The 26,054-nt window shown below is 57.7% G+C and carries 25 protein-coding genes; 6 read left to right on the top strand and 19 right to left on the bottom strand.

Annotated features, from left to right (window positions below):
- Position 1: 1 nt before the first annotated feature.
- Both prpC and prpB read right to left on the bottom strand, forming a co-directional pair.
- Positions 2-1,129: a bifunctional 2-methylcitrate synthase/citrate synthase gene (prpC, locus tag G5182_RS13520; RefSeq protein WP_319920512.1), complete on the bottom strand. Its 1,128-nt coding sequence runs from the start codon at positions 1,127-1,129 to the stop codon at positions 2-4.
- Positions 1,130-1,139: 10 nt separating this feature from the next.
- A complete protein-coding gene (prpB, locus tag G5182_RS13515; protein WP_421254444.1) occupies positions 1,140-2,027 on the bottom strand; it encodes a methylisocitrate lyase in 888 nt (295 codons plus the stop codon).
- A 147-nt stretch (positions 2,028-2,174) separates the two neighbouring features.
- On the opposite strand from prpB, the gene G5182_RS13510 reads away from it, so the two are divergent.
- From G5182_RS13510 to rsmF, 4 genes are all read left to right on the top strand, one after another.
- The gene (locus tag G5182_RS13510) at positions 2,175-2,801 is read left to right on the top strand and encodes a paraquat-inducible protein A (protein WP_005345516.1); all 627 of its coding nucleotides are present in this window, start codon (positions 2,175-2,177) and stop codon (positions 2,799-2,801) included.
- A complete protein-coding gene (locus G5182_RS13505; protein WP_005333132.1) occupies positions 2,785-3,387 on the top strand; it encodes a paraquat-inducible protein A in 603 nt (200 codons plus the stop codon). Before G5182_RS13510 ends, G5182_RS13505 begins: the two co-directional genes overlap by 17 nt.
- Positions 3,388-3,442: 55 nt before the next feature.
- Entirely contained in the window at positions 3,443-5,995 is a 2,553-nt protein-coding gene (locus G5182_RS13500; protein ID WP_216953589.1) for an MlaD family protein, read from the top strand.
- A gap of 144 nt (positions 5,996-6,139) precedes the next feature.
- Complete coding sequence (rsmF, locus tag G5182_RS13495) at positions 6,140-7,570, top strand: 16S rRNA (cytosine(1407)-C(5))-methyltransferase RsmF (RefSeq protein WP_216953590.1); 1,431 nt, start codon at positions 6,140-6,142, stop codon at positions 7,568-7,570.
- Positions 7,571-7,796: 226 nt separating this feature from the next.
- Here rsmF and G5182_RS13490 read toward each other — a convergent pair whose 3' ends face one another.
- The 15 genes from G5182_RS13490 to yceD form a co-directional block, all read right to left on the bottom strand.
- A complete protein-coding gene (locus G5182_RS13490) occupies positions 7,797-8,069 on the bottom strand; it encodes a RepB family protein (RefSeq protein ID WP_005360467.1) in 273 nt (90 codons plus the stop codon).
- Between the two features lie 173 nt (positions 8,070-8,242).
- The gene (locus G5182_RS13485) at positions 8,243-9,184 is read right to left on the bottom strand and encodes a site-specific integrase (RefSeq protein ID WP_227342943.1); all 942 of its coding nucleotides are present in this window, start codon (positions 9,182-9,184) and stop codon (positions 8,243-8,245) included.
- Between the two features lie 373 nt (positions 9,185-9,557).
- Positions 9,558-10,337 carry a TatD family hydrolase gene (locus tag G5182_RS13480; protein WP_227342945.1) on the bottom strand — a complete coding sequence of 260 codons (780 nt, stop codon included), beginning with the start codon at positions 10,335-10,337 and terminating at the stop codon, positions 9,558-9,560.
- Between the two features lie 25 nt (positions 10,338-10,362).
- On the bottom strand, positions 10,363-11,310 hold the full coding sequence (holB, locus tag G5182_RS13475) for a DNA polymerase III subunit delta' (protein ID WP_069526838.1): 948 nt from the start codon (positions 11,308-11,310) through the stop codon (positions 10,363-10,365).
- A complete protein-coding gene (gene tmk / locus G5182_RS13470; protein ID WP_005345536.1) occupies positions 11,295-11,936 on the bottom strand; it encodes a dTMP kinase in 642 nt (213 codons plus the stop codon). The genes holB and tmk overlap by 16 nt, the downstream gene beginning before the upstream one ends.
- Positions 11,936-12,937, bottom strand: a complete 1,002-nt coding sequence (mltG, locus tag G5182_RS13465) for an endolytic transglycosylase MltG (protein WP_042083043.1) — start codon at positions 12,935-12,937, stop codon at positions 11,936-11,938. The genes tmk and mltG overlap by 1 nt, the downstream gene beginning before the upstream one ends.
- The gene (pabC, locus tag G5182_RS13460) at positions 12,927-13,733 is read right to left on the bottom strand and encodes an aminodeoxychorismate lyase (protein WP_227342946.1); all 807 of its coding nucleotides are present in this window, start codon (positions 13,731-13,733) and stop codon (positions 12,927-12,929) included. The genes mltG and pabC overlap by 11 nt, the downstream gene beginning before the upstream one ends.
- A gap of 68 nt (positions 13,734-13,801) precedes the next feature.
- Positions 13,802-15,043 carry a beta-ketoacyl-ACP synthase II gene (gene fabF / locus G5182_RS13455; protein ID WP_421254436.1) on the bottom strand — a complete coding sequence of 414 codons (1,242 nt, stop codon included), beginning with the start codon at positions 15,041-15,043 and terminating at the stop codon, positions 13,802-13,804.
- Positions 15,044-15,125: 82 nt separating this feature from the next.
- Positions 15,126-15,362, bottom strand: a complete 237-nt coding sequence (gene acpP, locus G5182_RS13450; protein WP_005300909.1) for an acyl carrier protein — start codon at positions 15,360-15,362, stop codon at positions 15,126-15,128.
- A 158-nt stretch (positions 15,363-15,520) separates the two neighbouring features.
- On the bottom strand, positions 15,521-16,255 hold the full coding sequence (gene fabG / locus G5182_RS13445) for a 3-oxoacyl-ACP reductase FabG (RefSeq protein ID WP_005333159.1): 735 nt from the start codon (positions 16,253-16,255) through the stop codon (positions 15,521-15,523).
- A gap of 13 nt (positions 16,256-16,268) precedes the next feature.
- A complete protein-coding gene (gene fabD, locus G5182_RS13440) occupies positions 16,269-17,204 on the bottom strand; it encodes an ACP S-malonyltransferase (protein ID WP_421254443.1) in 936 nt (311 codons plus the stop codon).
- 71 nt (positions 17,205-17,275) lie between these two features.
- The gene (locus G5182_RS13435) at positions 17,276-18,235 is read right to left on the bottom strand and encodes a beta-ketoacyl-ACP synthase III (RefSeq protein ID WP_040065495.1); all 960 of its coding nucleotides are present in this window, start codon (positions 18,233-18,235) and stop codon (positions 17,276-17,278) included.
- 7 nt (positions 18,236-18,242) lie between these two features.
- Entirely contained in the window at positions 18,243-19,262 is a 1,020-nt protein-coding gene (gene plsX, locus G5182_RS13430) for a phosphate acyltransferase PlsX (protein ID WP_100653778.1), read from the bottom strand.
- Between the two features lie 9 nt (positions 19,263-19,271).
- A complete protein-coding gene (rpmF, locus tag G5182_RS13425; protein ID WP_005300935.1) occupies positions 19,272-19,439 on the bottom strand; it encodes a 50S ribosomal protein L32 in 168 nt (55 codons plus the stop codon).
- A gap of 19 nt (positions 19,440-19,458) precedes the next feature.
- Positions 19,459-19,980 carry a 23S rRNA accumulation protein YceD gene (yceD, locus tag G5182_RS13420; RefSeq protein ID WP_227342948.1) on the bottom strand — a complete coding sequence of 174 codons (522 nt, stop codon included), beginning with the start codon at positions 19,978-19,980 and terminating at the stop codon, positions 19,459-19,461.
- 119 nt (positions 19,981-20,099) lie between these two features.
- On the opposite strand from yceD, the gene G5182_RS13415 reads away from it, so the two are divergent.
- Positions 20,100-20,681, top strand: a complete 582-nt coding sequence (locus G5182_RS13415) for a Maf family protein (protein WP_227342950.1) — start codon at positions 20,100-20,102, stop codon at positions 20,679-20,681.
- A 100-nt stretch (positions 20,682-20,781) separates the two neighbouring features.
- Here the strand turns inward: G5182_RS13415 and G5182_RS13410 are convergent, their stop codons facing one another.
- Both G5182_RS13410 and rluC read right to left on the bottom strand, forming a co-directional pair.
- On the bottom strand, positions 20,782-21,444 hold the full coding sequence (locus tag G5182_RS13410) for an HAD-IA family hydrolase (RefSeq protein WP_227343055.1): 663 nt from the start codon (positions 21,442-21,444) through the stop codon (positions 20,782-20,784).
- Positions 21,444-22,388, bottom strand: coding sequence for a 23S rRNA pseudouridine(955/2504/2580) synthase RluC (rluC, locus tag G5182_RS13405; protein WP_227342952.1), 945 nt, complete (start codon positions 22,386-22,388; stop codon positions 21,444-21,446). The genes G5182_RS13410 and rluC overlap by 1 nt, the downstream gene beginning before the upstream one ends.
- 413 nt (positions 22,389-22,801) lie before the next feature.
- Between rluC and rne the strand changes: the two genes are divergently transcribed.
- On the top strand, positions 22,802-25,885 hold the full coding sequence (gene rne, locus G5182_RS13400) for a ribonuclease E (protein ID WP_421254435.1): 3,084 nt from the start codon (positions 22,802-22,804) through the stop codon (positions 25,883-25,885).
- Positions 25,886-26,054: the final 169 nt, after the last annotated feature.

Here is a 26,054-nt window from a genome sequence, read left to right as displayed (position 1 = left end):
CTTATCGTTGTTGTAGAGAGACAAAGTGACGGGGGGCCGGGCCGACATAATCGGCGCTCGGGCGGATGATCCGGTTGTGCTCGCGCTGCTCCATCACGTGGGCGCACCAGCCGGTGACCCGCGAGCAGACGAAGATAGGCGTGAACAGCTTGGTCGGGATCCCCATGTAGTGATAGGCGCTGGCATGGAAGAAGTCGGCGTTGGGAAAGAGCTCTTTCTCTTCCCACATCACCTTCTCCGCCTCGCAGGAGACGCGATAGAGGCGATCATCCCCCACCGCCTCGGCGAGCTTGGCCGACCACTCCTTGATGATGACGTTGCGCGGATCAGAAGTGCGGTAGATGGCGTGGCCAAAGCCCATGATCTTCTCCTTGGCCGCCAGCTTGGCCAGCAGTTCGCGCCTTGCCTGCGCTTCATCCTGCCAGTGTTCGATCATCGCCATGGCCGCCTCGTTGGCACCGCCGTGGAGCGGGCCGCGCAGGGTACCGATGGCGGCGGTGATACAGGAGAACATGTCGGAAAGGGTCGAGGCGCAAACCCGCGCCGCAAAGGTGGAGGCGTTGAACTCATGCTCGGCGTAGAGGATGAGAGAGACATGCATCACCCGCCGCTCCAGCTCGCTCGGTGCCTTCTGGTGCAGCAGCGCCAGAAAGTGGCCACCGATACACTCCTCGTCGCTGTCGAGGGCGATACGAATACCTTCATGGCTGAACTTGTACCAGTAGATCAGAATGCCCGGAAAGGCCGCCAGCAGCCGATCCGCCACTTCATGCTCATGCTCGAAACCATCTTCCGGTTCCAGATCGCCGAGCATGGAACAGCCGGTGCGCAGCACATCCATGGGATGAGCATCGGCGGGAATGCGCTCCAGTACCTCCAGCAACGCCGTCGGCAAAGTGCGCAGGCGACGCAGTTCGCGCTTGTACGCGTCAAGCTGCTGCTCACCAGGCAACTCCCCCTTGAGCAGCAGATAGGCGACCTCTTCGAACTGGGCGCTGTCGGCCAGCTCCTTGATGTCATAGCCGCGATAGGTAAGACCGGTGCCACTCTTGCCCACGGTGCAGATACTGGTCTCCCCTGCGCTTTGGCCGCGCAGACCGGCCCCGCCCAACGGTTTTTGCTGTCCCATAAGCTGCCTCCTATTCCTTGGCTGTAAACAGACGATCCAGTGTCTGCTCGTAGTGGTGATATCCGAGGAAGTCGTAGAGTGACTCCCGGGTCTGCATGGTCTCCACGACGGCGCGTTGATGGCCATCCTGGCGAATATGGTGATAGACGTTGAGGGCGGCCTGATTGGCGGCCCGGTTGGCGCTTAACGGGTAGAGCACCATGTCGACCCCGTGGGCGGCCAGTTGCTCTTTGTCAAACAGCTCGGTTTTGCCGAACTCGGTCATGTTGGCAAGGATGGGCACCCCGGCCACCTGCTTGAACAGGTCGTACTGGGCCAGTTCGGTCACCGCCTCGGCGAAGATCATGTCGGCCCCGGCGGCCACATAGGCGGCGGTGCGCTCAAGAGCCGACTCCATCCCCTCTACCGCCAGCGCATCGGTGCGGGCCATGATGACGAACTCGCCATTCTCGCGAGCATCTACTGCCGCCTTGATCCGATCACACATCTCATCCAGCGACACCACCGCCTTGTTGGGGCGATGACCACAGCGCTTCTGGGCCACCTGATCTTCCATATGGACGGCGGCAACTCCGGCCCGCTCGAACGCGAGAATGGTGCGGGCAATGTTGAATGCCCCGCCCCAGCCGGTATCGATATCGACCAGCAGCGGCACTCGGGTGGCCGCCGTGATCCGCTCTGCATCAATCAGCACATCGTTAAGGGAGGTCATGCCGAGATCCGGCAATCCGTAGGAGGCGTTGGCGACTCCGGCGCCGGAGAGATAGAGGGCTTGAAAACCGCTGCGCTCGGCCATCAGCGCCATATAGGCGTTGATGGTGCCGACGATCTGCAGGGGATGTTCATTGGCAAGGGCGGTGCGAAAGCGCAAGCCTGCCGAGGGGGACAAACTGGACATCATGACTCCTTTCACCTGTCTAGTCTGGCTATCTAATATCACGTTTACGTTAACGTCAATTATACTTTCGTAACATTCCGACCGCAGGCAAGACAGGAAACCGGTTTTAGGGTAAATTTCACCAATTCCTTCAACAGGTTGAATTGTATGATGGAGCCCGGTTCCGTAATTGTCTGTCCGGCGTGCGACTTGCTGATCCAGCGCAAAGCACTGCCGCTGCGTCGTCATGCCCACTGCCCGCGTTGTCATCAGCATCTCTATGGTCGTTATGCCTTTCGTCCCTCTCAGTTGATGGCCCTGACCATCACCGGTTTTTTGCTGCTGCCCTCCGCCTTTTTTGAACCGCTGATCTATCTGCGGCTGGCTGGGGTCAACACCGACGCCGACCTGCTGCGCGGTATTCTGGTGCTGTTTGGCGAGGGCGAATGGTGGGTGGCCAGCCTGGTGCTCTGGTGCGCGGTGTTGGCGCCGGTGGGATTATTGGCGGGGATCTTTGTGCTGGCTTCGGGTCTGGCCAAACGTTGGCACATTCTTCCCGTCACCTTGAAGCTGGTCGAGGTGTTTCGCCACTGGGCCATGCTGGAGGTCTATATCGTCAGCCTGCTGGTTGCCCTGTTCAAACTGATCGACATCGCCGATGTACGCCTCGGTGGCGGGTTGCTCAGCCTCGGTATTCTGATGCTGCTCAACATGACTCTGCTGATCCTGTTTGACCCCGCCCCCTACTGGGCGCGGATCCCGTTAAAGGAGCCGGAACATGACCAGCGCCCGTGAGATGGGGCTCTGCCGCTGCCATACCTGCGGTCTGCTGGTGCGTTATCAAGCCGGGGCAGTCTGCCCCCGTTGCAGCAGCAAATTACAGGTGCGCATTCCCCGCTCCCTCGCCTGGTCGTGGGGCTTGCTGGCACTCGCCACCTTCATGTTGCTGCCTGCCAATCTATTGCCCATTACCCATTTCTACAACAAGGGGTTACTGCAGTCAGATACCATCTTCAGCGGTATCATGATGCTCTATCGCAGCAAGATGAGCGGGATTGCCACCATAGTCCTCACCGCCAGCATACTGGTACCCGTGGGCAAGATATTGGGGTTGGGCTGGATCTGCTGGCAGTTGCAGCGGGCCAAGCCGGTGCGGCGCAAGCGCCAGCTGGTGATGTATCGGGTGATCGATTTTATCGGTCGCTGGTCAATGCTGGACTTGTTCGTGATTTCGCTGATGGTGGCACTGGTCGATCGGGGTGTGCTGCTGAGTGTCCGCGCAGGCCCGGGGGCCACCGCCTTTGCCGGTGTGGTGGTGCTGACCATGATGTCGGCCCGCATGCTCGATACCCGTTTACTGTGGGACAAGGCGGCCCGTTGATGATTTCTCTGTTTTTGTCTGATGTGCTGTTTAATCCAGCCAATAAGGAGTCACTATGATCGGGGCTGAACCCGTCATCGAAAAGCGTCGCTGGTTATCGCCGGTCTGGCTGTTACCCCTGATAGCCCTGCTGCTGGCAGGTGGCTTTCTCTATCAGCAGGTATTGAGCCGTGGCCAGCTTATCCAGATCAACTTCGCCCAGGGCAACGGCATCTTGCCTGGTAAAACCCAGGTTCGTTATCAGGGGGTGGCTATCGGTGTGGTGCAGGAGCTGGAGTTGGCTGAAGATGGCCGCAAGATTGCGGTAATGGCCAAGATTGACAGCCGTGCCCGGCCGTTGATCCGCAAAGGCTCCGACTTCTGGCTGGTGAGCCCCAAGGCATCGCTGACCGAGATCTCCGGCCTCGATACTCTGGTCTCCGGCAATTACATCAACCTGCAACCGGGGCGTGAAAGCAATCCGCTGGAGGAGACCTTCGATGCCCTTGAGGGCCCTCCCCCCGGCTATCAGGCTCAGGGACGCATGCTGCACCTGACCGCCGATTCGCTGGGTTCTGTGGGGATTGGCGCCAAGCTCTATTTCCGCGGCATCGAGGTGGGCAGCGTTATCAATACCCGCCTGGGTCAGGACAACCAGAATGTCATTCTGGATCTGGTGATCGAGCCGCGTTTCGAACATCTGGTCAAAGCCGATACCCGCTTCTGGAACATCAGCGGCATCAAGGGCTCCTTCAGTCTGGCCGGGGTAAACGTGGAGGCTGGCAGCCTTACCTCCATCCTGAGCGGCGGCATTGCCTTTGACTCGCCCAAAGATTCACCGGAACCGGAGAAGGGACAGACTTTCGTCCTCTATAAAGGGCTGGCGGAAGCGGCGCGTGGCGAGCGTATCGACATTGCGGCTGGCGATCTTCCGGTCAAGGAGGGGATGCCCATCCTCTATGAGGGGATCGAGATTGGTCGTATCGACCCCATTCGCCTCACCGACAAAGGCCGTGTGGTCACAGCGCTGATCAACCCGGAGCAGGCTTACCGCATTACTGACAAGAGTCAACTGGTGTGGGAGAGCGTCTCCCTCTCCGCGACCGGCGTGCAGCATGCAGATCGCCTGCTCTCCGGCCCGGCCATTCGCCTCGACTATGTAGCGGGCAAACCGGTACAGAAGATGACCCTGACCGATCGCGCGCCCCAGAGCGGTACCAAGGTGACGCTGCAGGCTGACGATCTGGCGGGGCTCAATCAGGATGCACCTGTCTGGTACAAGGGATTGCATGTGGGCCGTATCAGCCAGCTCACCTTGGATGCGCGCGGCAATGCCAGCGTTGAGCTGGTGATGGCGCCGAACTATGGCCATCTGCTCAACCGTGCCCGCTTCTATCGCGCCGCCCCGTTGCAGATCGATGCCGATCTGAGCGGCATCAAAGTAGAAACCAGTCCGGCCAGTGCCTGGTTGGGGGGCGGGATCAAGCTGGTACAAGCCAGCAGTGGCGAGCGGATTAACCGTCTCTACCCGAGTCAGGAGTTGGCACTGCTCGGTACCCGTGATGCCAAGCCGCAGCGCTGGTTGCTCAAGGCAGATCAGGCCGATGGCATTGGCATTGGCTCACCTGTGCTCTATCTGGGGCTGGAAGCGGGCAAAGTCAAACAGCTGCGCGCCGCCAAAGAGGGGGTCGAGATCGAGCTAGAAATTGATGGCGTCTATGCTCCCCTCCTCGCCCAGCAACCCCAGTTTTGGAAAAAACCGGCCATCGACACCAAGGTGCGGGTCGATGGGGTGCAGGTCAAGGTGGGCAACCTCGCTACCCTGCTGCGCGGCGCTATCGAGTTCGACCGGTTGGCCAATGGCCGCAGCAGTCATCAACTGTTCGATTCCAGAGAGCAAGCCAAGGCCAAGGTGCGCCAGCTGTCACTGGTGGCAGATAGCAATCCGGGGCTCGGGATTGGCAGCCCGATCCGCTATCGTGGGGTCGATATCGGCAAAATTGAAGAGATCGAGCTGGAGCCGTCTCTGGGTCAGGTGATCTTCAAGGCGGAACTCGATGGCCACTATGCCGAGCGTTTCCTGCAGTCCGGCGCCCGCTTCACTCTGGTGCAGGCCAAGCTGGGGCTGGGCGGTGTCGCTCACCTCGATACCCTGATCAAGGGGGCGTTTGTAGAAGCACAACCCGGTAAAGGCGCTGGCAAAGATCGCTTCCCCTTGAGTCAGGTCGGCCCGGTGGGTCTGGCCCTGACCCTCAAGAGCCCCTCCGTCAATGGCCTGAGCGTCGGCAGCCCGCTGCTGTTTCGCAAGATGGTGGTGGGCAGTGTCACCAAGGTGGCGCTGGCTCGGGATGGCAGCGAGGTGGTGATCGATGTCAACGTGGATCAGGAGTATGCCCATCTGGTGCGGGCCAACTCTCGTTTCTGGAATGTCTCCGGGGTCAAGGCGGATATTGGCCTGACTGGCGGCACTATCGAAGTGGAGACGGTGCAGAGTCTGTTGGCCGGCGGCATCGCCTTCAATACGCCGGAGAGAGAGATGGGGCCAACCGTCAAGGCTGGCCACAGCTATCCGCTCTACGGCAAGGCCGAGAAAGAGTGGCTGGAGTGGAGTCCGCGTATCCAGCCCTGATCTCTTCCCTTTGTATCTCATACAAGCCCGGCATCGCGCCGGGCTTTTTTATATTCCGGTGCCTGTTGATAGGGTTCAGATTCAGAATATTCTTAGCCTTGTGGTAGGATATCGCCCCTCTTTTTCGGTCAACGAGACGGCACAGTGCACGACAACACCTTCCTTCCCGATTACTTTTTACGCCACATTGCGGCCATCATGCCGGCTCATCTCTCGATGGATGAGTTTGTGGCCAGTTGTCGACGTCCGCTGCGCCGCAGCATTCGGGTCAATACCTTGAAGATCGCCGTCTCGGATTTCGTCGCCCTGATGGAGCCACTGGGTTGGCAGCTCGACCCCGTGCCTTGGTGTGATACTGGCTTCTGGCTGACCCGCAGCGATGAAACCGTCCCACTTGGCAACACCGCTGAGCACTTGAGCGGGCTCTTCTACATTCAGGAAGCGAGCTCCATGCTGCCGGTGACGGCACTCTTTGCCAGCGACAAGATCAAAACGGATGGCATGTTGCTGGATGCGGCGGCGGCCCCCGGCTCCAAGACCACTCAAATAGCCGCCTTGATGAACAATCAGGGGATGCTGGTTGCCAACGAGTTTTCCAGCAGCCGGTTGAAAGTGCTTAGCGCCAATATCCAGCGCTGCGGCGTGACCAATGTGGGGATGACCCATTTTGATGCCAAGGTATTTGGCCAGTGGTTGCCGGAGACCTTCGATGCCATCCTGCTCGATGCCCCCTGCTCCGGTGAAGGTACGGTGCGCAAGGATGAAGATGCGCTGCGCAACTGGAGTATCGAGAGCATCGACGAGATCGCGGCGGTGCAGCAGGGGCTGCTGGAGAGTGCCTTCCATGCCTTGAAACCGGGTGGCGTACTGGTCTACTCCACTTGCACCTTGAGTGAGCAGGAGAATCAGGCGGTCTGCCAATCCCTGCTGGACAAGTTTGGCGATGCCTTGAGTTTTGACTCGCTGGCCGACCTGTTTCCCCATGCAGAGCAAGCCTGCACACCTGAAGGATATCTGCACGTTTGGCCCCAGATCTTCGACAGTGAAGGCTTTTTCGTGGCCAGATTGCGCAAGCATCACTCGGTACCCAACACCATGTTCAAGCCGGGCAAGCTGGGCAAATTCCCCTTCCTGCCACTGGCAGCAAAAGAGTCAGAGCCCATGCTGCGCGAGATTGAAGCCAACTTCGGAGTGGCACCGCAGGGTCAACTGTTTGGCCGCAATGACGAGATCTGGCTCTTTCCCCAGCAGTTTGATCAGGTGCAGGGCAAGCTGCGTTTCGATCGCATCGGCATCAAGTTGGCCGAAACCTTCAAGAAAGGCTATCGCCTCACTCATGAGTGGGCTCTGGCCTATGGCGATAAAGCGAGCAAGGGCGTGGTTGAGCTTGATAGCGCCAATGCGCGGGAATTCATGATGGGGCGTGATGTCTGGCCAGAGCAGGATGCTGGCACTGGCGAGGTTATCGTCCGCTATCAGGGGCATACCCTGGGCATGGGGAAATGGGTGGGGAGTCGGGTCAAGAATGCCCTCCCCCGCGAGCTGGTGCGTGACAACAATCTGTTCAATGCGTAGTGGGCCGCTCGGTGCATAAGCACTTGAACGAGTCTGAAATACCCACACTCTGGTTGAACTTTTCTTCGGATCTTGAAAAGCCTTGAGCCTTGTCTAAGCTTAAGGCAATCCGAACACCAGTTAGCGCACGGCTCTGCAAGGAGCCAATTCCCCTATGCCAGGTACAAGGAATTCGTACCTGGCTTTTTTTATCTCTTCACGTATCGCTGTTACTTCACTCTTGTGTCTATTCAACGGTCTCTTCGACCTGTGTGGCGACTCTGTTTTCAAACGGAGGTTCTCTACCCAGCTCATGTTGGTAGAGCAGATCGATCGCCTGCTCGATGAGTGATGCCTGACTGTCTTCGAGATGAAGACCCAGCGCGGCCAATCGTTCGGCGTGGCGATTGCTGATCCAGCATTGCAGCCGGGTATGGGTCTCCTGCTTGCGTTTTACATGTTGGCGCTGCCGCTCGGCATTGTTTTGGGGCCCTGCCTCTTGCTCTTCACGTACTGTCATTTCTGGTCTCATATGTCCTTGCGATATTACGTTTCCTAGTTTGTTATCTCTCATCACATGTCATTATCCATTGGAAGATGCCCCTTCCACCTTGGGCTGCTGGCTGCACGGCAAATATATCATCAGATCAACAAGATATCATTTAACATAAAAAACAAAGTGACGCAGTTGTGTCAAAGCAAGCCATCAAGGGCATGATCGGAGAATTTATGGGCGTCATCGAAGTACTCCTGCAGGGTTCGCATATCCTTGTGGCGCGTTACCTCGATGATCTTGTTCATTGGCTTGCCGGCAGTCACCGCCGAGGTGATAAATCCGCGCCGCAGGCTATGGCCACTGACGTAGAGATCGTCGATGGTTTGACCGGTTCGCCGCTTGATCATCAGATTGATGCCCTGGGGGCCGAGTGGTTCAGCCATCAGTTGACCCCAGCGGTTCATGCGCCGAAACAGCGGCCCCTCGCTGATCCGGCTTTTGTGTAGCCACTTTTGCAGTGCCGAGACGGGACAGTAGTGCTTGCCCGGGATCAGGGCGATCTCGGTTTCATGCAGCTGATGTTTGCTCGGTTTGAGGCGAAGGCGGATCCCCTGCCCCATAAAATCGAGATCGCTCACCTCAATTCGGGCCGCTTCCGAACGGCGCAAGGCGCCACTGAACATCAGCAGTATCAGGGTGTGATCACGTAAACCCGCGAGGTCATTGGTGTCGATGCCATCCAGCACCTGGGTCAATGGTTGCAGCGTCAGGGCGCCGGTTTTGCGTTTACGGTTATCCCCCAACCTGACAATACCGCGCATCATCTCCTTGATTTCGGGATGTTCGGTGGGCATGGGGTGAATGCCTTTCTGCTTGAAGGCATAACGGATCCCCGCCAGCCGTCTCACCAGGGTTGCTGGTTTTCGAGGCTCGCCATTACGCAGTTCTCCCTTCCCCTCCTCTTTATCCAGCCATACCCAGTCGGCCAATACGCCGTCGGCCTGATCAGCGAGAAAATTCATGATGTCGTGATGGGTCGTTTGCAGCGGATCCAGCCCGTGCAATTGACACCAGAAGACAAAAATACGGGTATCCGCCTGATAGGCATTGAGGGTGGAATCCGCTTTTGCACTGCGCAAAAAGCGGCGTGCCCGACTATTTAGCTGTGCATCGAAAACAGTCTGCAGTGACTGATGAGCCGGATTGGATAAGGATGGATATGCCACGGAACACTATGATTCATATGAAGTTTGATAGGATCTTACAGGATCCTCCACACACATCAAGTATCGATAATGAATATTATCGATACTTAGAACATCTTATTTCAATACCCTTTGACCACGCTGAATAAAGGAAACATAGGAATATCATTCGACCCAGTTTAGCAAAAACGAAAAAGTAAAATTGGCAGGAAGAAGTGAGAGATAACGTAGCTCGGTGTTGATATTCAAGTGGGTAATCAGCTTGATATTTGAAAATTAAAAAGCCCCGAATAACGGGGCTTGGGGGTTATTTTTTCGCCAGCTTGAACAGTTCAAAGAAATTCCGGCTGGTGGCTTCTGCCAATTCATTTAGCGGAATATGACGCAGGTCAGCAATAAACTGGGCAACGTCTCGTACAAAGGCGGGTTCGTTCTCCCTCCCCCGATGCGGTACGGGGGCAAGATAGGGTGAGTCGGTCTCGACCAGCAATCTGTCGAGGGGCAGAGCCTTGACCACCTCTTGCAGGGCAGACGCATTTTTGAAGGTGGTGATCCCGGAGATGGATATATAGAACCCCATCGCCATTGCTGCTTCTGCCATTTCGAGGGATTCGGTGAAGCAGTGCAGCACACCGCCAACCTGATCAGCGCCCTCTTCAAGCATGATCTGCAAGGTATCTTGCTGGGCATCGCGGGTATGGATGATCAGCGGCTTGTTCAGCGCGCGAGCAACCCGGATATGTTCGCGGAAAGAGGCTTGCTGAACTTCCTTGTTCTCGGGCGAGTAAAAGTAATCGAGACCGGTCTCACCGATGGCCACCACACGTGGATCGGCAGCTTGCTTGAGCAGCAACTCGGCATCCACCCCGGGTTCCTGATTGAGCGGGTGTACCCCGCAAGAGGCAAACACCTGGGGATAGGGGGCGATCGCCTCGAGCATGGTCGGGAACTGTGCCTGAGTCACACTGACACAGAGAAAATATCCCACGTCCAGTTGCGCGGCCTTGGCCAGCACATCGGCCATGCTGGTCTGCTTGCTACCATAGCTGAGGCGATCGAGATGACAGTGGGAATCAACGAGTAACATATAAAACCTTTCTACTTGTCGGTACTTATAACCAGCGACTGAGCCAGTTCATCAGATGGATGGTGGGATTGGAGAGCTGACCCGGCTGGCATGCCGCTTTCAGGGCAACCAGATCTTGTTCTGCCTCCAGCAGTTTTTCGCTGGAGTGCTGCTCCGCCAACCGTTGACTCAAGATGGCCAGATCAGGCATTGCCAGCTGATGGTGACCGCATCCTGCCTGGGTTTTCAGGGCATCGCACAAGAAGAGCTGCAACCAGTGCAACCTGACCTGCGTCTCCTGACCAAGCTGGCTGCACAGTGCCGTCGCCTTGACCGGACTTTGACTCAGGGCGACAAACTGCTCCAGCAATTCGCGGCGAGTACCGTCCTGTTGCTGCTCGATATAGTCGAGTACCCGCAGCGGGGCCCCCTGACAGATCCGCACCTGAGCCAGAGTAGCCTGATGACCCTGCTCGGCCAACCAGCGTACTGTTTCCCCTTCCGCTGGCAACTGGCAGACATGTTTGTGACAGCGACTGAGAATGGTGGGAAGCAACCGGGAAACCTGGGAGGCAATCAGCAACAGCAAGCTGTCGCCGGCCGGCTCTTCCAGGGTTTTCAGCAGGGCATTTGCCGCCGATTCGGTCATCCGCTCCGCATCAGGAATGATCACCACCTTGCCGCGGCCGAGTTGGGCAGAGCCCTGCAGCCGGGTGCAGATCTCGCGAATGGCCTCGACCCCGATGGTCTTGCTGTCGCGCGTGATGGTGCCGAGATCCGGGTGGTTGCCCTTGTCAAACAGCTGGCAAGAGTGGCACTGACCGCACGGCTCTCCGCGATCCGGTTGCTGGCAAAGGTGCAAACGTGCCAGCCGCTCGGCCAGTTGCTCCTTGCCAAGACCGGGATCGCCCAGCAACAACCAGGCGTGACCGAGACGTCCGGACTGAGCCGTCTGGCTCAGGGCATGCCAGTCGGGGATCAGCCAGGGATACATAGCGGCTCGTTCGACAGATAGTGATCCAATGCACGCTCGATGGCAGCTTTGACCTGTTCCGGCGTTTGCGCCGCATCGATCACCACAATGGAATCATCCTTGGCGGCCAGTTCGAGATAACGAGTTCGGGTACGCTCGAAGAAGCTCAGTTGCTCCAGTTCGATGCGATCCAGCTCGCCACGATGGCGCGCGCGCTGCAAGCCAAGGGCAGGATCGATATCGAGATAGAGGGTGAGATCCGGCTTGAAGTTGCCGAGCACCGCCTGTTTGATGGCTCCGATAAGCTGGGCATCGATACCACGGCCACCACCCTGATAGGCCTGGGAGGAGAGATCGTGGCGATCCCCCACCACCCAGACACCGTCGGCCAGTGCGGGTTTGATGCGGGTCTCCACCAGTTGTACCCGGGAGGCATACATTAGCAGCAGTTCCGCCTCGATGGTGAGGCGTTCGTCGTGCACCTCTTTGACGATGGCCCGCATCCGCTCGGCCAGCGGCGTACCACCCGGCTCGCGGGTGCACTCGATCCGGTTGATGCCGTGGCGCTGCAGATAGTCGGTCACATAACGCACGGCCGAGCTCTTCCCTGCCCCTTCCAATCCTTCGATCACAATAAATTTAGACATTAAGGTTTCTTCAATATGTATTCGCGAACCGCCCGATTGTGTTCATCGAGGGTCTTGGAGAAATAGTGGGCACCGCCCCCCTTGGCGACAAAGTAGAGATAATCGGTCGACTTGGGGTTAAGCGCAGCTTCGATGGAGGCCTTGCCCGGCATAGCGATAGGCGTGGGCGGCAAACCGTCAATCACATAGGTGTTGTAGGGGTTCTTGTCGGTCAGATCGCTACGGCGAATATTGCCATCGTAGCGATCCTTCACCCCGTAAATGACAGTGGGATCGGTTTGCAACTTCATGCCCAGACGCAGACGATTGACAAACACCGAGGCGATCTGTGCCCGCTCGTCCGGCTGACCGGTCTCCTTCTCGATGATGGAGGCCATGATCAACGCCTCGTAGGGGGTCTTGTAAGGCAGGTTGGCCTGACGTTTCTCCCAGCTCTGCTGCAGGAAAGTCTCCATATCCTGATGGGCACGACGCAAGATCGAGAGATCGCTGGCATGGGTGGTATAGGCGTAGGTTTCCGGCAGGAACCACCCCTCCAGCTTGCCATTCTCGATGCCGAGCTCCTGCGCCAGGTCGGCTTCTGATTGCTCGACGGTCAATCGCTCAAGGTATGGCGCGCTGGAGAGCTGCTTCTGCCAATCCTCGAAACGGGAACCTTCGACGAAGGTGAGGCTGAAGTGAAACTCCTTGCCCGATGCGAACAGAGAAAGGGTCTCCTTGAGAGGGGCCCCTTCCTTGATTTCATAGGTGCCCGATTTGATGGCCACCAGTTCGGGATGGCTGCGCAGCCAGAGCCGCACCGCCCAGGGGCTGGCTTCCCCCTCCCCCAGTTCGGCGATGAGGCGCGCCGCATGGGCGCCCTTCTCCACCGTAAAGAGCCGGGTCGGCCCCTTGTTGGTGAGCGTTTCTACCTGTTGCCATTTGTAATGTACATAGCCCCCGGCAGCGGCTACCGTCAGTGCCGCCCCCGCGAGCAGGGTGTAAAGCCGATTAAACTTCAATGACCAAACGCTCCTGTAAACGGCGACTCAATACCGCTGGGGGATAATGGATATCCTCGATGCCATTGACCGGCACGACCCCCATCAGGGTATTGGTGAGCCACACCTCTTCCGCCTGCCATAGTGACTCCAGCGGAGCCTCTACCACACGCAACTCAATACTCATCTGTTTCAGCATCGCCATCACCTGGCGGCGCATGATGCCATCGACACCACCGCGGGCGAGATCGGGCGTAAACACCGTCTTGCCCCGACGCCAAAACAGATTGGCACTGACCCCTTCAATGAGAAAACCGCGACTGTTAAGTACTATCCCTTCGACTGCATTTCGGCTGACAAGTTCGCTTTTCAGCAATACCTGCTCCAGACGATTCAAGGTTTTAAGCCCGGCCAGCATGGGGGCATCGCCGATCCGCTGGCGGCACACCACCATCTCGATCCCCTCCTGTTGCCACTGGCCATAGTGAGTGGGAAACGGCGCCAGAGTGACAATCCGGGTTGTGTGCTGACATCCGCTGCCGTCATAGCCCCGCCCCCCCTCGCCGCGGGTCAGGATCACCTTGGCCACGCAGTGTGGCTGCTCGGCCACCATCTCTTCAACCTCCCGGGTCAAGAGATCCCAGTCCGGTTCAACCAATCCCAGCCGGTTGTTGGCCAGCTGCAACCGTGCCAGATGGGCAGGCCACTGCAACACGCGACCCTCCCTGACCGCCATGGTGGTGAAATGACCGTCACCATAGGCCAGCCCCCGATCATGGGCCGAGATCGTATCAAGCTTCATACCATTGATAAGCAAAGGGATCCCTCCGATAAAAAAGGCCCGATACCGGCAGTATCGGGCCTGTGTCTTTGCCCTGCGGCAAATTATACGCGTTTGAAGATCAGTGAGCCATTGGTGCCGCCAAAACCAAACGAGTTGGAGAGGGCGTATTCAAAGCTGCCTGGTTTGGCCACATGGGGCACCAGATCCAGATCGCACTCTTCATCCGGGTTGTCCAGGTTGATGGTGGGCGGAGCCACCTGATCACGCAGGGCCAACACAGTGATGATCGCCTCGATGGCACCGGCGGCACCCAGCAGGTGACCGGTCATGGACTTGGTGGAGCTGACCATCAGGGATTTGGCGTGCTCACCAAACACCGACTTCATGCCACGCAGCTCGGCCACATCACCCAGCGGGGTGGAGGTGCCGTGCGCGTTGATATAACCAATCTGCTCGGGGGCAATGCCGGCATCCTTGATGGCATTTTTCATGGCGCGAGCGCCACCGTTGCCATCAGTAGGAGGCGCAGTCATGTGGTACGCGTCACCGCTCATGCCAAAACCGACCAGCTCGGCGTAGATCTTGGCGCCACGGGCCTTGGCGTGTTCGTACTCTTCCAGTACCAGCACACCGGCACCGTCACCCAGCACGAAACCATCGCGATCTTTATCCCACGGACGGCTCGCTTTTTGCGGCTCATCGTTGCGGTTGGAGAGTGCCTTGGCGGCAGCAAAACCCCCCATCCCCATCGCGGTGGAGGCTTTCTCGGCACCGCCAGCGACCATCACGTCTGCATCACCGTAAGCGATCATCCGGCCAGCCATACCGATGGCATGGGTACCAGTGGTACAGGCGGTAGTCACGGCGATGTTCGGCCCTTGCAGACCTTTCATGATAGAAAGATGACCGGACACCATATTGATGATGGTGGACGGAACGAAGAAGGGACTGATCTTGCGCGGGCCGCCGTTGACCAAGCTTTCGTGGTTCTGTTCAATCAGACCCAGACCGCCGATACCGGAGCCAATCGCCACGCCGACACGTTCGGCATTCTCTTCATTGATGGTCAGGCCGGAATCATCCAGCGCCTGCATACCGGCCGCGATGCCGTATTGAATGAAGAGATCCATCTTGCGAGCGTCTTTACGGTTGATACCGTACTGCTCTGGATCGAAATCCTTGACCAGACCTGCGAAGCGGGTTGCAAACTCGCTGGCATCAAAGTGTTCGATAAGGGAAATGCCGCTCTGCCCGTTGAGCAGTGCTTGCCAGCTGGATTCGGCAGTGTTACCCACCGGGGAAAGCATCCCCAAGCCGGTCACCACGACTCTGCGTTTTGACACTGAGGTAGTCTCCGAGAGGTGTTTTGAAAAGGAACAAATACAAAAGAAGCGGCCCTTGGGCCGCTTCTTTCAGAACAGGAACTTATTCCTGATTAGCGGTGATGTAGTCGATAGCCGCTTGAACAGTGGTGATCTTCTCGGCTTCTTCATCAGGAATTTCGGTATCGAATTCTTCTTCCAGCGCCATTACCAGTTCAACGGTATCCAAAGAGTCAGCGCCCAGGTCGTCGACGAAGGAGGCAGCGTTCTTAACGTCTTCCTCTTTAACACCCAGTTGTTCGATGATGATTTTCTTTACGCGTTCTTCGATGTTGCTCATGACCTGAATTTTCCTTTAAAAATACGCTATTTGCGTCTGGTTGGGGTAGTTTATTCAATTGACGTGAGTTTGCAAGTAGCTTGCCGCTGGTCAAACCACGAAATGTGCCAAACTTCGGCGTACTATCGCAAATTTGAACAGATCTTACGACAAATTGATTACACCATGTACATCCCGCCATTAACATGCAGGGTTTCGCCGGTGATATAGGCTGCTTCATCAGAAGCCAAGAATACCACAGCTGCGGCAATTTCTTTTGGATCACCCAAACGGGCGGCAGGCACCTGACTCATGATGCCGGCACGTTGATCGTCATTCAGGGCACGGGTCATGTCGGTTTCGATGAAACCGGGGGCAACCGCGTTCACTGTGATACCACGGGATGCCACTTCCCGCGCCAACGATTTGGTAAAACCAACCAGACCGGCCTTGGCGGCAGCATAGTTGACCTGACCGGCATTGCCCATGGTTCCCACCACGGAGCCAATGCTGATGATGCGACCGTGACGTTTCTTCATCATGGCACGCAACACCGGTTTGCTCAGACGGTAAAGCGAGGTCAGATTGGTATCGATGATCTCGTTCCACTCGTCATCTTTCATCCGCATCAACAGGTTGTCACGGGTGATCCCTGCGTTGTTGATCAGGATGTCGATGTCGCCAAAGCGCGCCTTGATGGCGGCGAAGACGGCTTCGATGGATTCTTGGCTGGTCACGTTGAGTGCCATGCCACAACCATTCTCGCCCAGATAGGCGCTGATCGCCTCGGCACCGCTCTCGCTGGTCGCCGTACCGACCACTTTCGCGCCACGGGCCACGAATGTTTCGGCAATCGCACGGCCGATGCCACGACTGGCACCGGTCACCAACACAACCTTATCGGTAAAGCTCATCACTTGCTCCTGTTTACTTGATCTGGGCCAGCGCCTGCTCGAAAGAGGCGGCATCGTTGGCGTGAATACCTTCCACGCGCTTGTCGATACGCTTGGCGAGCCCAGTCAACACTTTGCCCGGTCCCATCTCGATCTCGAGGGTAACCCCCTCATTGGCCATCCGCTCGACAGTCTCGGTCCAACGAACCGGGCTGAACAGCTGACGAACCAGTGCTTGCTTGATGGCGACCGGATCCTGTTCACAGGATACGTCGACATTATTGATGACCGCGATGGTTGGAACCTTGATCTCGATCCCGTCCAGCGCAGCTGCCAGTTTTTCTGCGGCAGGTTTCATCAGCGCGCAGTGAGACGGCACGGAGACCGGCAGCGGCAGCGCACGCTTGGCGCCCGACTCTTTCATCAGCACGTTGGCGCGCTCAACGGCCTCTTTGTGACCGGCGATAACCACCTGGCCCGGGGAGTTGAAGTTGACCGGAGAGACGACCTGCCCTTGTGCCGCTTTTTCGCAGTTGGCTGCGATGGATTCGTTATCCAGACCGATGATAGCAGCCATGGCGCCGGTGCCTTCCGGTACCGCTTCCTGCATGGCCAGACCACGCAACTCGACCAGTTTGACCGCATCGGCAAAATCGAGTGCGCCGCTGCAAACCAGCGCGGAGTACTCACCCAGGCTGTGACCCGCCATCATGGCAGGAGTTGCCCCACCCAGCTGTTGCCACAGGCGCCACAGAGCGACAGAGGCAGTCAGCAGTGCAGGCTGGGTGCGCCAGGTTTTGTTCAGATCTTCAACCGGACCATCCATCACCATGGCAAACAGGTCATAACCCAGCACCTGACTCGCCTCGGCGAAGGTCTCCTTGATCACGGCATGTTGTTCGGCCAGCTCGGCCAGCATGCCTACGGACTGGGAACCTTGTCCCGGGAAGGCAATGGCAAATTGGGTCATCATTGATTCCTTTTAGATAAGACAAAAATGAAATCGGTGACGGGATGATAGGCGCACCATCCCGCCGAAGATCAGAGGCGAACCAGCGCCGAGCCCCAGGCGAAACCGCCACCAAAGGCTTCCAGCAGTACCAGCTGACCCGGTTTGATCCGGCCATCCCGCACCCCTTCGTCGAAGGCGACCGGAACGGAAGCAGCAGAGGTATTGCCGTGCTTGTCGAGGGTCAGCACCACTTTATCGAGGCTCATACCCAGCTTCTTGGCGGTGGCACTGATGATGCGGAAGTTGGCTTGATGCGGTACCAGCCAGTCCAGCTCGCTCGGCTCGATGCCAGCTGCGGCCAGCGTTTCGGTGACGATCTCGCTCAAACGGGTGACCGCGACCTTGAAGACATCGTTGCCCTTCATATACATGTAGGCTTCGAGCTCAGCACCCGGCATGCCGCGACGGGGATGAGGCAGCTTGAGCAGCTCACCATAACGGCCATCGGCATGGAGATGGGTAGAGAGAATGCCCGGCGTCTCGCTGGCACCGACAATCACAGCCCCTGCCCCATCACCAAACAGGATGATGGTGCCGCGATCTTGCGGATCGCACATGCGGGAGAGCACATCGGCCCCGACGACCAGCACATGGCGGGCGGCGCCGGATTTGACGAACTGATCGGCAATGGAGAGTGCGTAGGTGAAACCGGCACAGGCCGCTGCCACGTCAAAGGCAGGAATGCCCGGTACGCCGAGCAGCCCCTGCAGCTCGCAGGCGGCAGCCGGGAAGGCATTTTCAGCACTGGTGGTGGCCAGCACTATCATATCGAGATCGGCAGCGGTCAAACCGGCTGCATCCAGGGCGCGCAGAGCGGCCTGGTAAGAGAGGGTGGCAACGGTCTCGTCAGCCCCGGCAATACGGCGCTCACGGATACCGGTACGTTCCACGATCCACTCATCACTGGTCTCAACCATCTGCTCGAGATCGGCGTTGGTACGCACTGAACTCGGCAGGTAGCTGCCAGTACCCAGAATTTTGCTATGCATAGAGTTCTTATAGATCCCTGTCAGAGAAGACAGCTTCAAGGCGATCTGCTATTTGCAGTGGAAGTTGATGTTTGGCCTCTTGTGCGGCCAGCAGGATCGCATTACACAGAGCGCGCCGTTCGGCCCGCCCATGACTTTTTACCACAATGCCGCGCAATCCTAACAGACTTGCTCCGTTATACTGGTCGGGGTTCAGGTAAGAAAAACGCCGTTTGAACATAAATCCGGCGATCCGGCCAAGAAAAGTGCGTTTCTTGCGGGGATATCCGGCCAGCTGGGCCATCATCCGCACCACCCCTTCTGCCGTCTTGAGGGCGACATTGCCGACAAAACCGTCGCAGACGATCACATCGCTGTCGCCGCTGAAGATGCGATCCCCTTCGACGAACCCGACATAATTGAGCGCTTGGCACTGACGCAACAATTCGGCGCTGTGGCGCACCAGATCGTTGCCCTTGATCTCCTCCTCGCCGATGTTGAGCAAGGCAACACGGGGGGATGCAATGCCTTCTACCTTTTCGGCCACGACGGAGCCCATCACCGCAAACTGCAGCAAGGTATCCGCATCGCAACTGACGTTGGCGCCTAGATCCAGCATCACGGTGCGTTTGCCGCTCAATGTCGGCAGCGCCTTGATAAGTGCCGGCCGATCGACCCCGGGCAGGGATTTGAGCACGCACTTGGCCATCGCCATCAACGCACCGGTATTGCCGGCACTGACGCAGGCATCGGCCTCACCGGCTTTCACCAGATTGAGTACCACCCGCATGGAGGAGTCTTTCAGAGTACGCAGCGCCACGATCGGTTTATCGCCCATGCCAACCACTTGGGATGCATGTACGAAACGGACTCGGGGATGATTCAGCAAACCATGTTGCTGCAGCAGAGAGGAGGTCTGGTGCTGGTCGCCGACCAGGATCAGTTTTAACTGGGGTAAAAGAGACAGTGCCTGCACGGCGGCAGGCACTGTTTCCGAGGGGCCAATATCTCCCCCCATGATGTCTAGCGCGACAGTTTGCGTAGACAAAGGCAATCCTTAAGCGATTACCTTTTTACCGCGGTAGAAACCATCGGCAGTCACGTGGTGACGACGATGAATTTCGCCACTGGTCTGATCAACAGTCAGGGCAGCGGTGGTCAGCGCATCGTGGGAACGACGCATGCCACGCTTGGCACGGGTTTTACGGTTCTGTTGTACGGCCATTGTAGGCTAACTCCTAAATTCACTTACGTTTAAGCTCTTCAAGAACTGCAAAGGGATTCGGCCGCTCATCAGCAGGTTCGATTTCACCCCAAGTCATCTCCATGTTTCCTCTCGGGCATGCATCCAGAGAATGCATAGCGACTTGAGGCAACGAGAGGATGAGTTCATCCTCCAGGATTTGATGAAGATCCATCTCGCCGTTTTCGTCCAACTCAATGGGCTCATAAGCTTCCGGCAGTTCTTCCTCGTTTGTTCTTTCGAACAGCGGAGTGTAGATAAATTCAGCTTCACAGAGGTGTTCGAATGTCTCTCCGCAACGTTGGCAAACCAGGTCAACCTTGGCATGGGCAGTGCCTTTCATAACGGTCAACTTCTGGACATCTTTGCCAAAGTGCAGTGATACCTCGATATCACTCTGCAAGCCAGCGGTTGATTCCTCCAGCCTGGGCATCTGCGACTTTTCCACTATCCCGATGTAATCGAGCAGCTTCAAGGCACTACGGACTGGATCAACCTTAACGGGCAACTTCACCTTTTGCATAGGGCGCGAATAATATAGGTCCAACAACTGATAGTCAAAGGAAAAAGTCCTTACCGCCGATGATTTTAACGTCACAAGTCCCTAGAATGCCGGTACTCGCTTTCATCGGTAACTCGATTATGCCACAGAATCTGATCCTCGCCTCAACTTCTCGCTATCGCAAAGCCCTGCTGGAGAAGCTCGGACTCCCCTTTGAATGTGCCGCGCCCGATGTGGATGAGCAACCACTGGCTGGCGAATCCGCCGAGGCGCTGGTGGCCAGACTGGCTCGTGCCAAGGCTGATGCCATCGCCGGGCAACGTGATCACGGCTTGATCATCGGATCTGATCAGGTGTGTGTCTGCGATAATCACATCCTCGGCAAACCGGGCACCATAGACAATGCCATCGCCCAGCTGATGGCGGCCCAGGGGCGCTGCGTCACCTTTTACACCGGGCTGTGCGTACTTAACGCTGCAACCGGGGAGGCTCATCAGTTGGTGGAACCTTTCACCGTCCATTTTCGCAACCTCGATGAAGCCGCCATTCGCCGCTATGTAGAGGCAGAATTGCCCCTAGATTGTGCGGGCAGCTTCAAATGTGAAGGGATGGGGATCGTGCTGTTCAAGGGGCTGGAGGGGCGCGATCCTAACGCCTTGATCGGTCTACCACTGATCGGCCTGATCGAGCTGCTGGAGCGCCACGGTATTGCCCTGCCCTGATCGCGGACGAATAGATAAGCTAGATCGAGCATATAAAAAGCCCGGTCAATAGACCGGGCTTCTGTTATCAATCAGATCGACGTCTCTTAAAGAGAGGCGTCTATAACAGCCCGCGAAGAGCCGCCATAGAATCCACCACCGCCACTGGCCCGTGACGACTGAGGGCATCGCGGCTATCCACCCCCCAGGTGACACCAATACGCAGCATGGCGATCGCCTCGGCCATCGCCATATCGTGAACAGAGTCGCCGATCATTACCGCCTGCCGGGGTGACAGCCCCAGCTCGTCCAGGATCTGCTCAAGCATCAGCGGATCAGGCTTGGAGCGGGCCTCATCGGCCCCTCGGCTAGCCACAAACAACGGGCGTAGCCCGGTTTCATCCAATACCCGATCCAGCCCGCGGCGTGATTTCCCGGTCGCGACGGCCAGTTGCAGCCCTCGTGACCGCCAGTCATGCAGCAACTCCCCTGCCCCGGCAAACAACGGGCTGGGGGTGGCATCGTGCAGATAGTGATGACGATAGCGATCGATGAGTGCGGCAATCTGGCGCTCACCGCTGGTGGCGCCACTGCCACTGCATAAGGGGAACAGACGGGACATGGCGACATCGAGGCTCAATCCGATGATCTGCCGGATCTGGGCTGGTGCAGGTACCGCCAGCTCACAATCTCTGGCGGCCCCTTGCACACAGGCAACAATCCGGCCTACCGAATCCATCAGGGTGCCGTCCCAATCGAAAATGGCGAGCCGGATATCCTGCATCAACGTGGCAAGCCGTTGAGGAAGTTGTCGAGCTCAGGTGCCAGCGGCGCTTCTACCTGCATTTCGCGACCATCGGCCGGATGGGTGAAGCTGAGCTTCCAGGCATGCAAAAAGAGCCGTTTCAGACCTTGGCTGCGCATTTTATCGTCAAACGCCGCTTCACCGTACTTATCGTCACAGGCGATCGGGTGACCGGCATGCAGGGTGTGCACGCGGATCTGGTGGGTACGGCCAGTGATGGGGCTGCACTCGACCAGAGTCGCTTCGGCAAATTGACGCACGATACGGAACCGGGTTTCGGAGGGCTTGCCATCGGCACTGACCCGCACTACCCGTTCACCGGATTGCAGATCGTTTTTGCGCAGCGGCGCATTGACCACCTTGACGTGAGCCTGCCACTTGCCGCGTACCAGTGCCAGATACTGCTTGCGCATGGTCTTGACCCGCAACTGTTCATGCAGGCTGCGCAGGGCGCTGCGCTTCTTGGCAACCAGCAATACCCCAGAGGTGTCACGATCCAGTCGATGAACCAGTTCGAGGAAGCGGGCTTCCGGACGCAGTGCGCGTAGCCCTTCAATCACACCAAAGCTGAGGCCGCTGCCACCGTGTACGGCCATGCCGGAGGGCTTGTTCAACACGATCATGGCATCGTCTTCGAACAGGATCTGGCTCTCCAGACGCTGGATAACCCCGAGGTTGGCTGAAGGCAGCTCATTCTTCTCGGCAACGCGCACGGGGGGTACCCGCACCTCGTCACCTGCGCAGAGTTTGTACTCCGGTTTGATGCGCTTTTTGTTTACTCGCACTTCGCCTTTACGAAGGATGCGATAGATCAGGCTCTTGGGGACGCCCTTTAGCTGAGTCTTGAGAAAATTGTCGATGCGCTGCCCGTCATGCTCAGCTTCGATGGTGAGCAGCTGCACTTGTTGTTGTATCTGTGTCATGGCGCGGATTTTAACACTGCCCGCGCCCCTTGGCTGCATGGTTTGTTGAAAAATGGCGCCTTGCTATAAAAGAGGTTTAAATGGGATAATAAACAAGGTTTTGTCATTGTGTTCAAGCCTTGTACTAAGTGGCCAAAAAGTATGCCACCCAATCCCGAAACACCGTGTATATAAGAACATGACGGTTCCCGGGTGCGAGGTACAACGCATGGAGAACACAAACATCACCGTTTATTTGTCTCCATTTCGGCATCCTTATTCATTCCTTCTCGAGAAGTGATGACCAGAACGCCCTTAGTTTGCGCCTCATGCATACCCCAACCGGGAGGTTGCCCCAGTATGCTGAAGACCCGAGGCCGGCGCTGGCAGGACCCAGATGGAGGAAATCAAAATGACACAATAATGAGAACTCAATGAAAAGAATGCTTATCAACGCAACTCAAGAAGAGGAGTTGCGCGTAGCGCTGGTTGACGGACAACAGCTCTACGATTTGGATATTGAAAGTCCGGGACACGAGCAGAAGAAAGCGAACATTTACAAGGGTAAGATCACCCGCGTAGAACCCAGCCTTGAAGCTGCTTTTGTCGACTACGGCGCCGAGCGCCACGGTTTCCTGCCGTTGAAGGAGATCGCCCGCAATTACTTCCCCTCCGGTTACTCCTATCAGGGTCGTCCCAACATCAAAGAAGTGGTCCGCGAAGGTCAGGAAGTTATCGTCCAGATCGACAAGGAAGAGCGTGGCACCAAGGGTGCAGCCCTCACCACCTTTATCAGCCTGGCAGGTAGCTACCTGGTACTGATGCCCAACAACCCCCGTGCCGGTGGTATCTCCCGCCGCATCGAGGGTGATGAGCGGACTGAACTAAAAGAAGCCCTGAGTGGATTGACCGTGCCGGAAGGCATGGGGCTAATCGTGCGTACCGCTGGTGTGGGCAAGTCGCCAGAAGAGTTGGAATGGGATTTGAACGTTCTGCTCAACCACTGGGACTCCATCCACAAGGCCTCTCAGGAGCGCGCTGCGCCGGTGCTGATCCACCAGGAAAGCAACGTCATCGTGCGTGCCATCCGTGACTACCTGCGTCGCGATGTGGGCGAGATTTTGATCGACAATCCGGTGATTTTCGAACGCGCCAAGGCCCATATCGAGCTGGTACGTCCCGATTTCCTCAACCGCGTGAAGCTGTACAAGGGTGAAGTTGCCCTGTTCAACCACTTCCAGATTGAGAGCCAGATCGAATCAGCCTTCCAGCGTGAAGTGCGCCTCCCTTCCGGTGGCAGCATCGTTATCGATCCGACCGAAGCACTGACCTCCATCGATATCAACTCCTCCCGCGCCACCAAGGGCGGCGATATCGAAGAGACTGCGCTGCAAACCAACCTGGAAGCGGCCGACGAAATTGCCCGTCAATTGCGTCTGCGCGACCTGGGTGGCCTGATCGTAATCGACTTCATCGACATGACCCCGGTTCGCCATCAGCGCGAAGTGGAAAACCGTCTGCGTGAAGCGGTGCATCAGGATCGTGCCCGCATCCAGCTGGGGCGGATCTCCCGTTTCGGTCTGCTGGAGATGTCTCGTCAGCGTCTGCGCCCCTCCCTCAACGAGTCCAGCAGCCATATCTGCCCCCGTTGCCAGGGTCAAGGCGTGATCCGTGACAACGAATCCCTCGCCCTGTCCATCCTGCGTCTCATCGAAGAAGAGGCGATGAAGGACAACACCGAGCAGGTGCATGCTCAGGTGCCGGTGGATGTTGCCGCCTATCTGCTTAACGAGAAGCGCGCCGCCATCGCCAGTCTGGAACAGCGCAATGATGTGCGTGTTTACATCATTCCGAACCAGCATCTGGAAACCCCGCACTACGAAGTAACCCGCATTCGTCAGAACGAGATCCCGGAAGCGGCCAGCTACGAGCTAAAAACCGAGATTGCCAAGCCGGTCTACCAACCGAAGCAAGCTCAGGTGATCGAGCGTGAGCAACCGCTGCTGCAAGGTTTTGCCCAACCGGCACAACCGGCCCCTGTTGCACCGCAACAGCCGGCGGCTCCCGTTGCTGCGGCCCCTGCCGAAGCCGGTTTCTTCAGCAAGCTGATCAAAGGCATTACCGGCCTGTTCAGCAGCGATGCAGCCCCTGCCGACGTGAAAGCGCCCGCCGAGAAACCTGCTGCTCGTGAAGCACGCAAGGATGAAGGTCAACGTCACCAGCGCGAAGAAGGTCGTGGCCGTGGTCAGCGTCCTCGTCGTGACGACAATCGTGGCAACCGCAACAATGCAGAAGCTGGCGAGAAGCGTGAAGGTGGCAACCGCGAAGCCGGTGAAAACCGCAATCGCCGTCCACGTAAAGAGCGCGAGCCTCGTCAGGAGCGTGAAGCTCGTGGCGAAGTGCGCAGCGAACAGCGCATGGAACGTGAACCCCGTCAGGAGCGCGAGCCTCGAGAACCGCGTCAGGAACGTGCGCCACGTCCGGCCCGTGAACCTCGTGCTCCCCGTGAGCCGCGCGCCGAAGTCGTTGTTGACGCAGTAGATACCGTCGATGCAGCTGCCGTCCAGCCACGTCAGGAGAAAGAGCAGAAAGTGGCCGAGCGCCGCGAACGTCGCCAACTGCGCAAGCAGATCCGCGTCGATGTCGCCGCTGCTGACACCCCTGCCCTGCCGGTTGACGAAGTACCAGCGCAAGCTGAAGTGATCGATGCTACCGTGGGTAACGAACAGGAAGAGCAGAGTGAAGGCCAGCGCCGTTCACGCCGCACTCCGCGCAGCCAGCGTATCGAAGGCCAGCGCCGCAAGCGCATCAACGAAGATGCCCGCAGCCAGCGTGACGAAGAACAGCAAGATACCACCACTCTGACCACCGCAGCTCAGGCAGATATTGCCAAAGCGCAAGTCGAAGAGCCGTTAGTGCCTGTTGTTACCATCCCGAGCGCTGAAGCCGTCGCTGCTGCCCTGCAAGCCTCTGCTGCACTGACCGAGCATGTGGTTGTCGAAGCCGTTGCTGAAGAAGCTGCCGAGCAGGCTGCTGCCCAGGTCGAAGCAACTCAAGCCGATGTGATCGCGAGCCCGGTTGTTGACGCTGTCGCTGAGGTCGTGGTGCCTGCAGAGCCGGAAGTTGCCGTTGTCGCCGCTCCGGCTGTCGACATGGCTGCCATTGAAGTCGTTGAAACTGCTCCGGTTGTTGAAGAAGCCCCTGCTGTCAGCACTCCTGTCGTGGAAGCTGTACCGGCTGCAGTCGAAATGCCAGTTGCTGCCCCGGCACCTGTCGCTGCGGTTGTGGTGGAAGAGACTCCGGTCGTGACCAAACAGGTAGCTCACGGTGCTGGCCTGCTGGCTCGTGCCCGCAAAGCATCCGCCCCGATGGCAACCCCTGCCGAAGCCCCTGCCCTGCCTGCCCGTGAGCCGGTTAACTACCCGCCGCTGGTACGCAACGAGGTGAGCACATCAGGTCGTCATGGTGGCAGCACTGCCGCCGTCAACGTGGCCACCTGCCCGGCCGGTCGCCCCTAAGCAACCCGGGTTGACCCCCTAAACAAAAGCCACACCAACCGGTGTGGCTTTTTTATTTCTCTTGTCCCGTCCTGAATATGGTTTACACCTTTCCCCCCAATAAATGGAGAACCCGATGGGACAAGGTGTGAAACGGACACTGCGCGATTACTCGCTGACTTTTAAACTG

Source organism: Aeromonas sp. 600948, from assembly GCF_049174875.1.
Classification (GTDB): domain Bacteria; phylum Pseudomonadota; class Gammaproteobacteria; order Enterobacterales; family Aeromonadaceae; genus Aeromonas; species Aeromonas veronii_A.
Note: the sequence above shows the minus strand (reverse complement) of the source record. Positions and strands in the feature narration are given on the sequence as shown.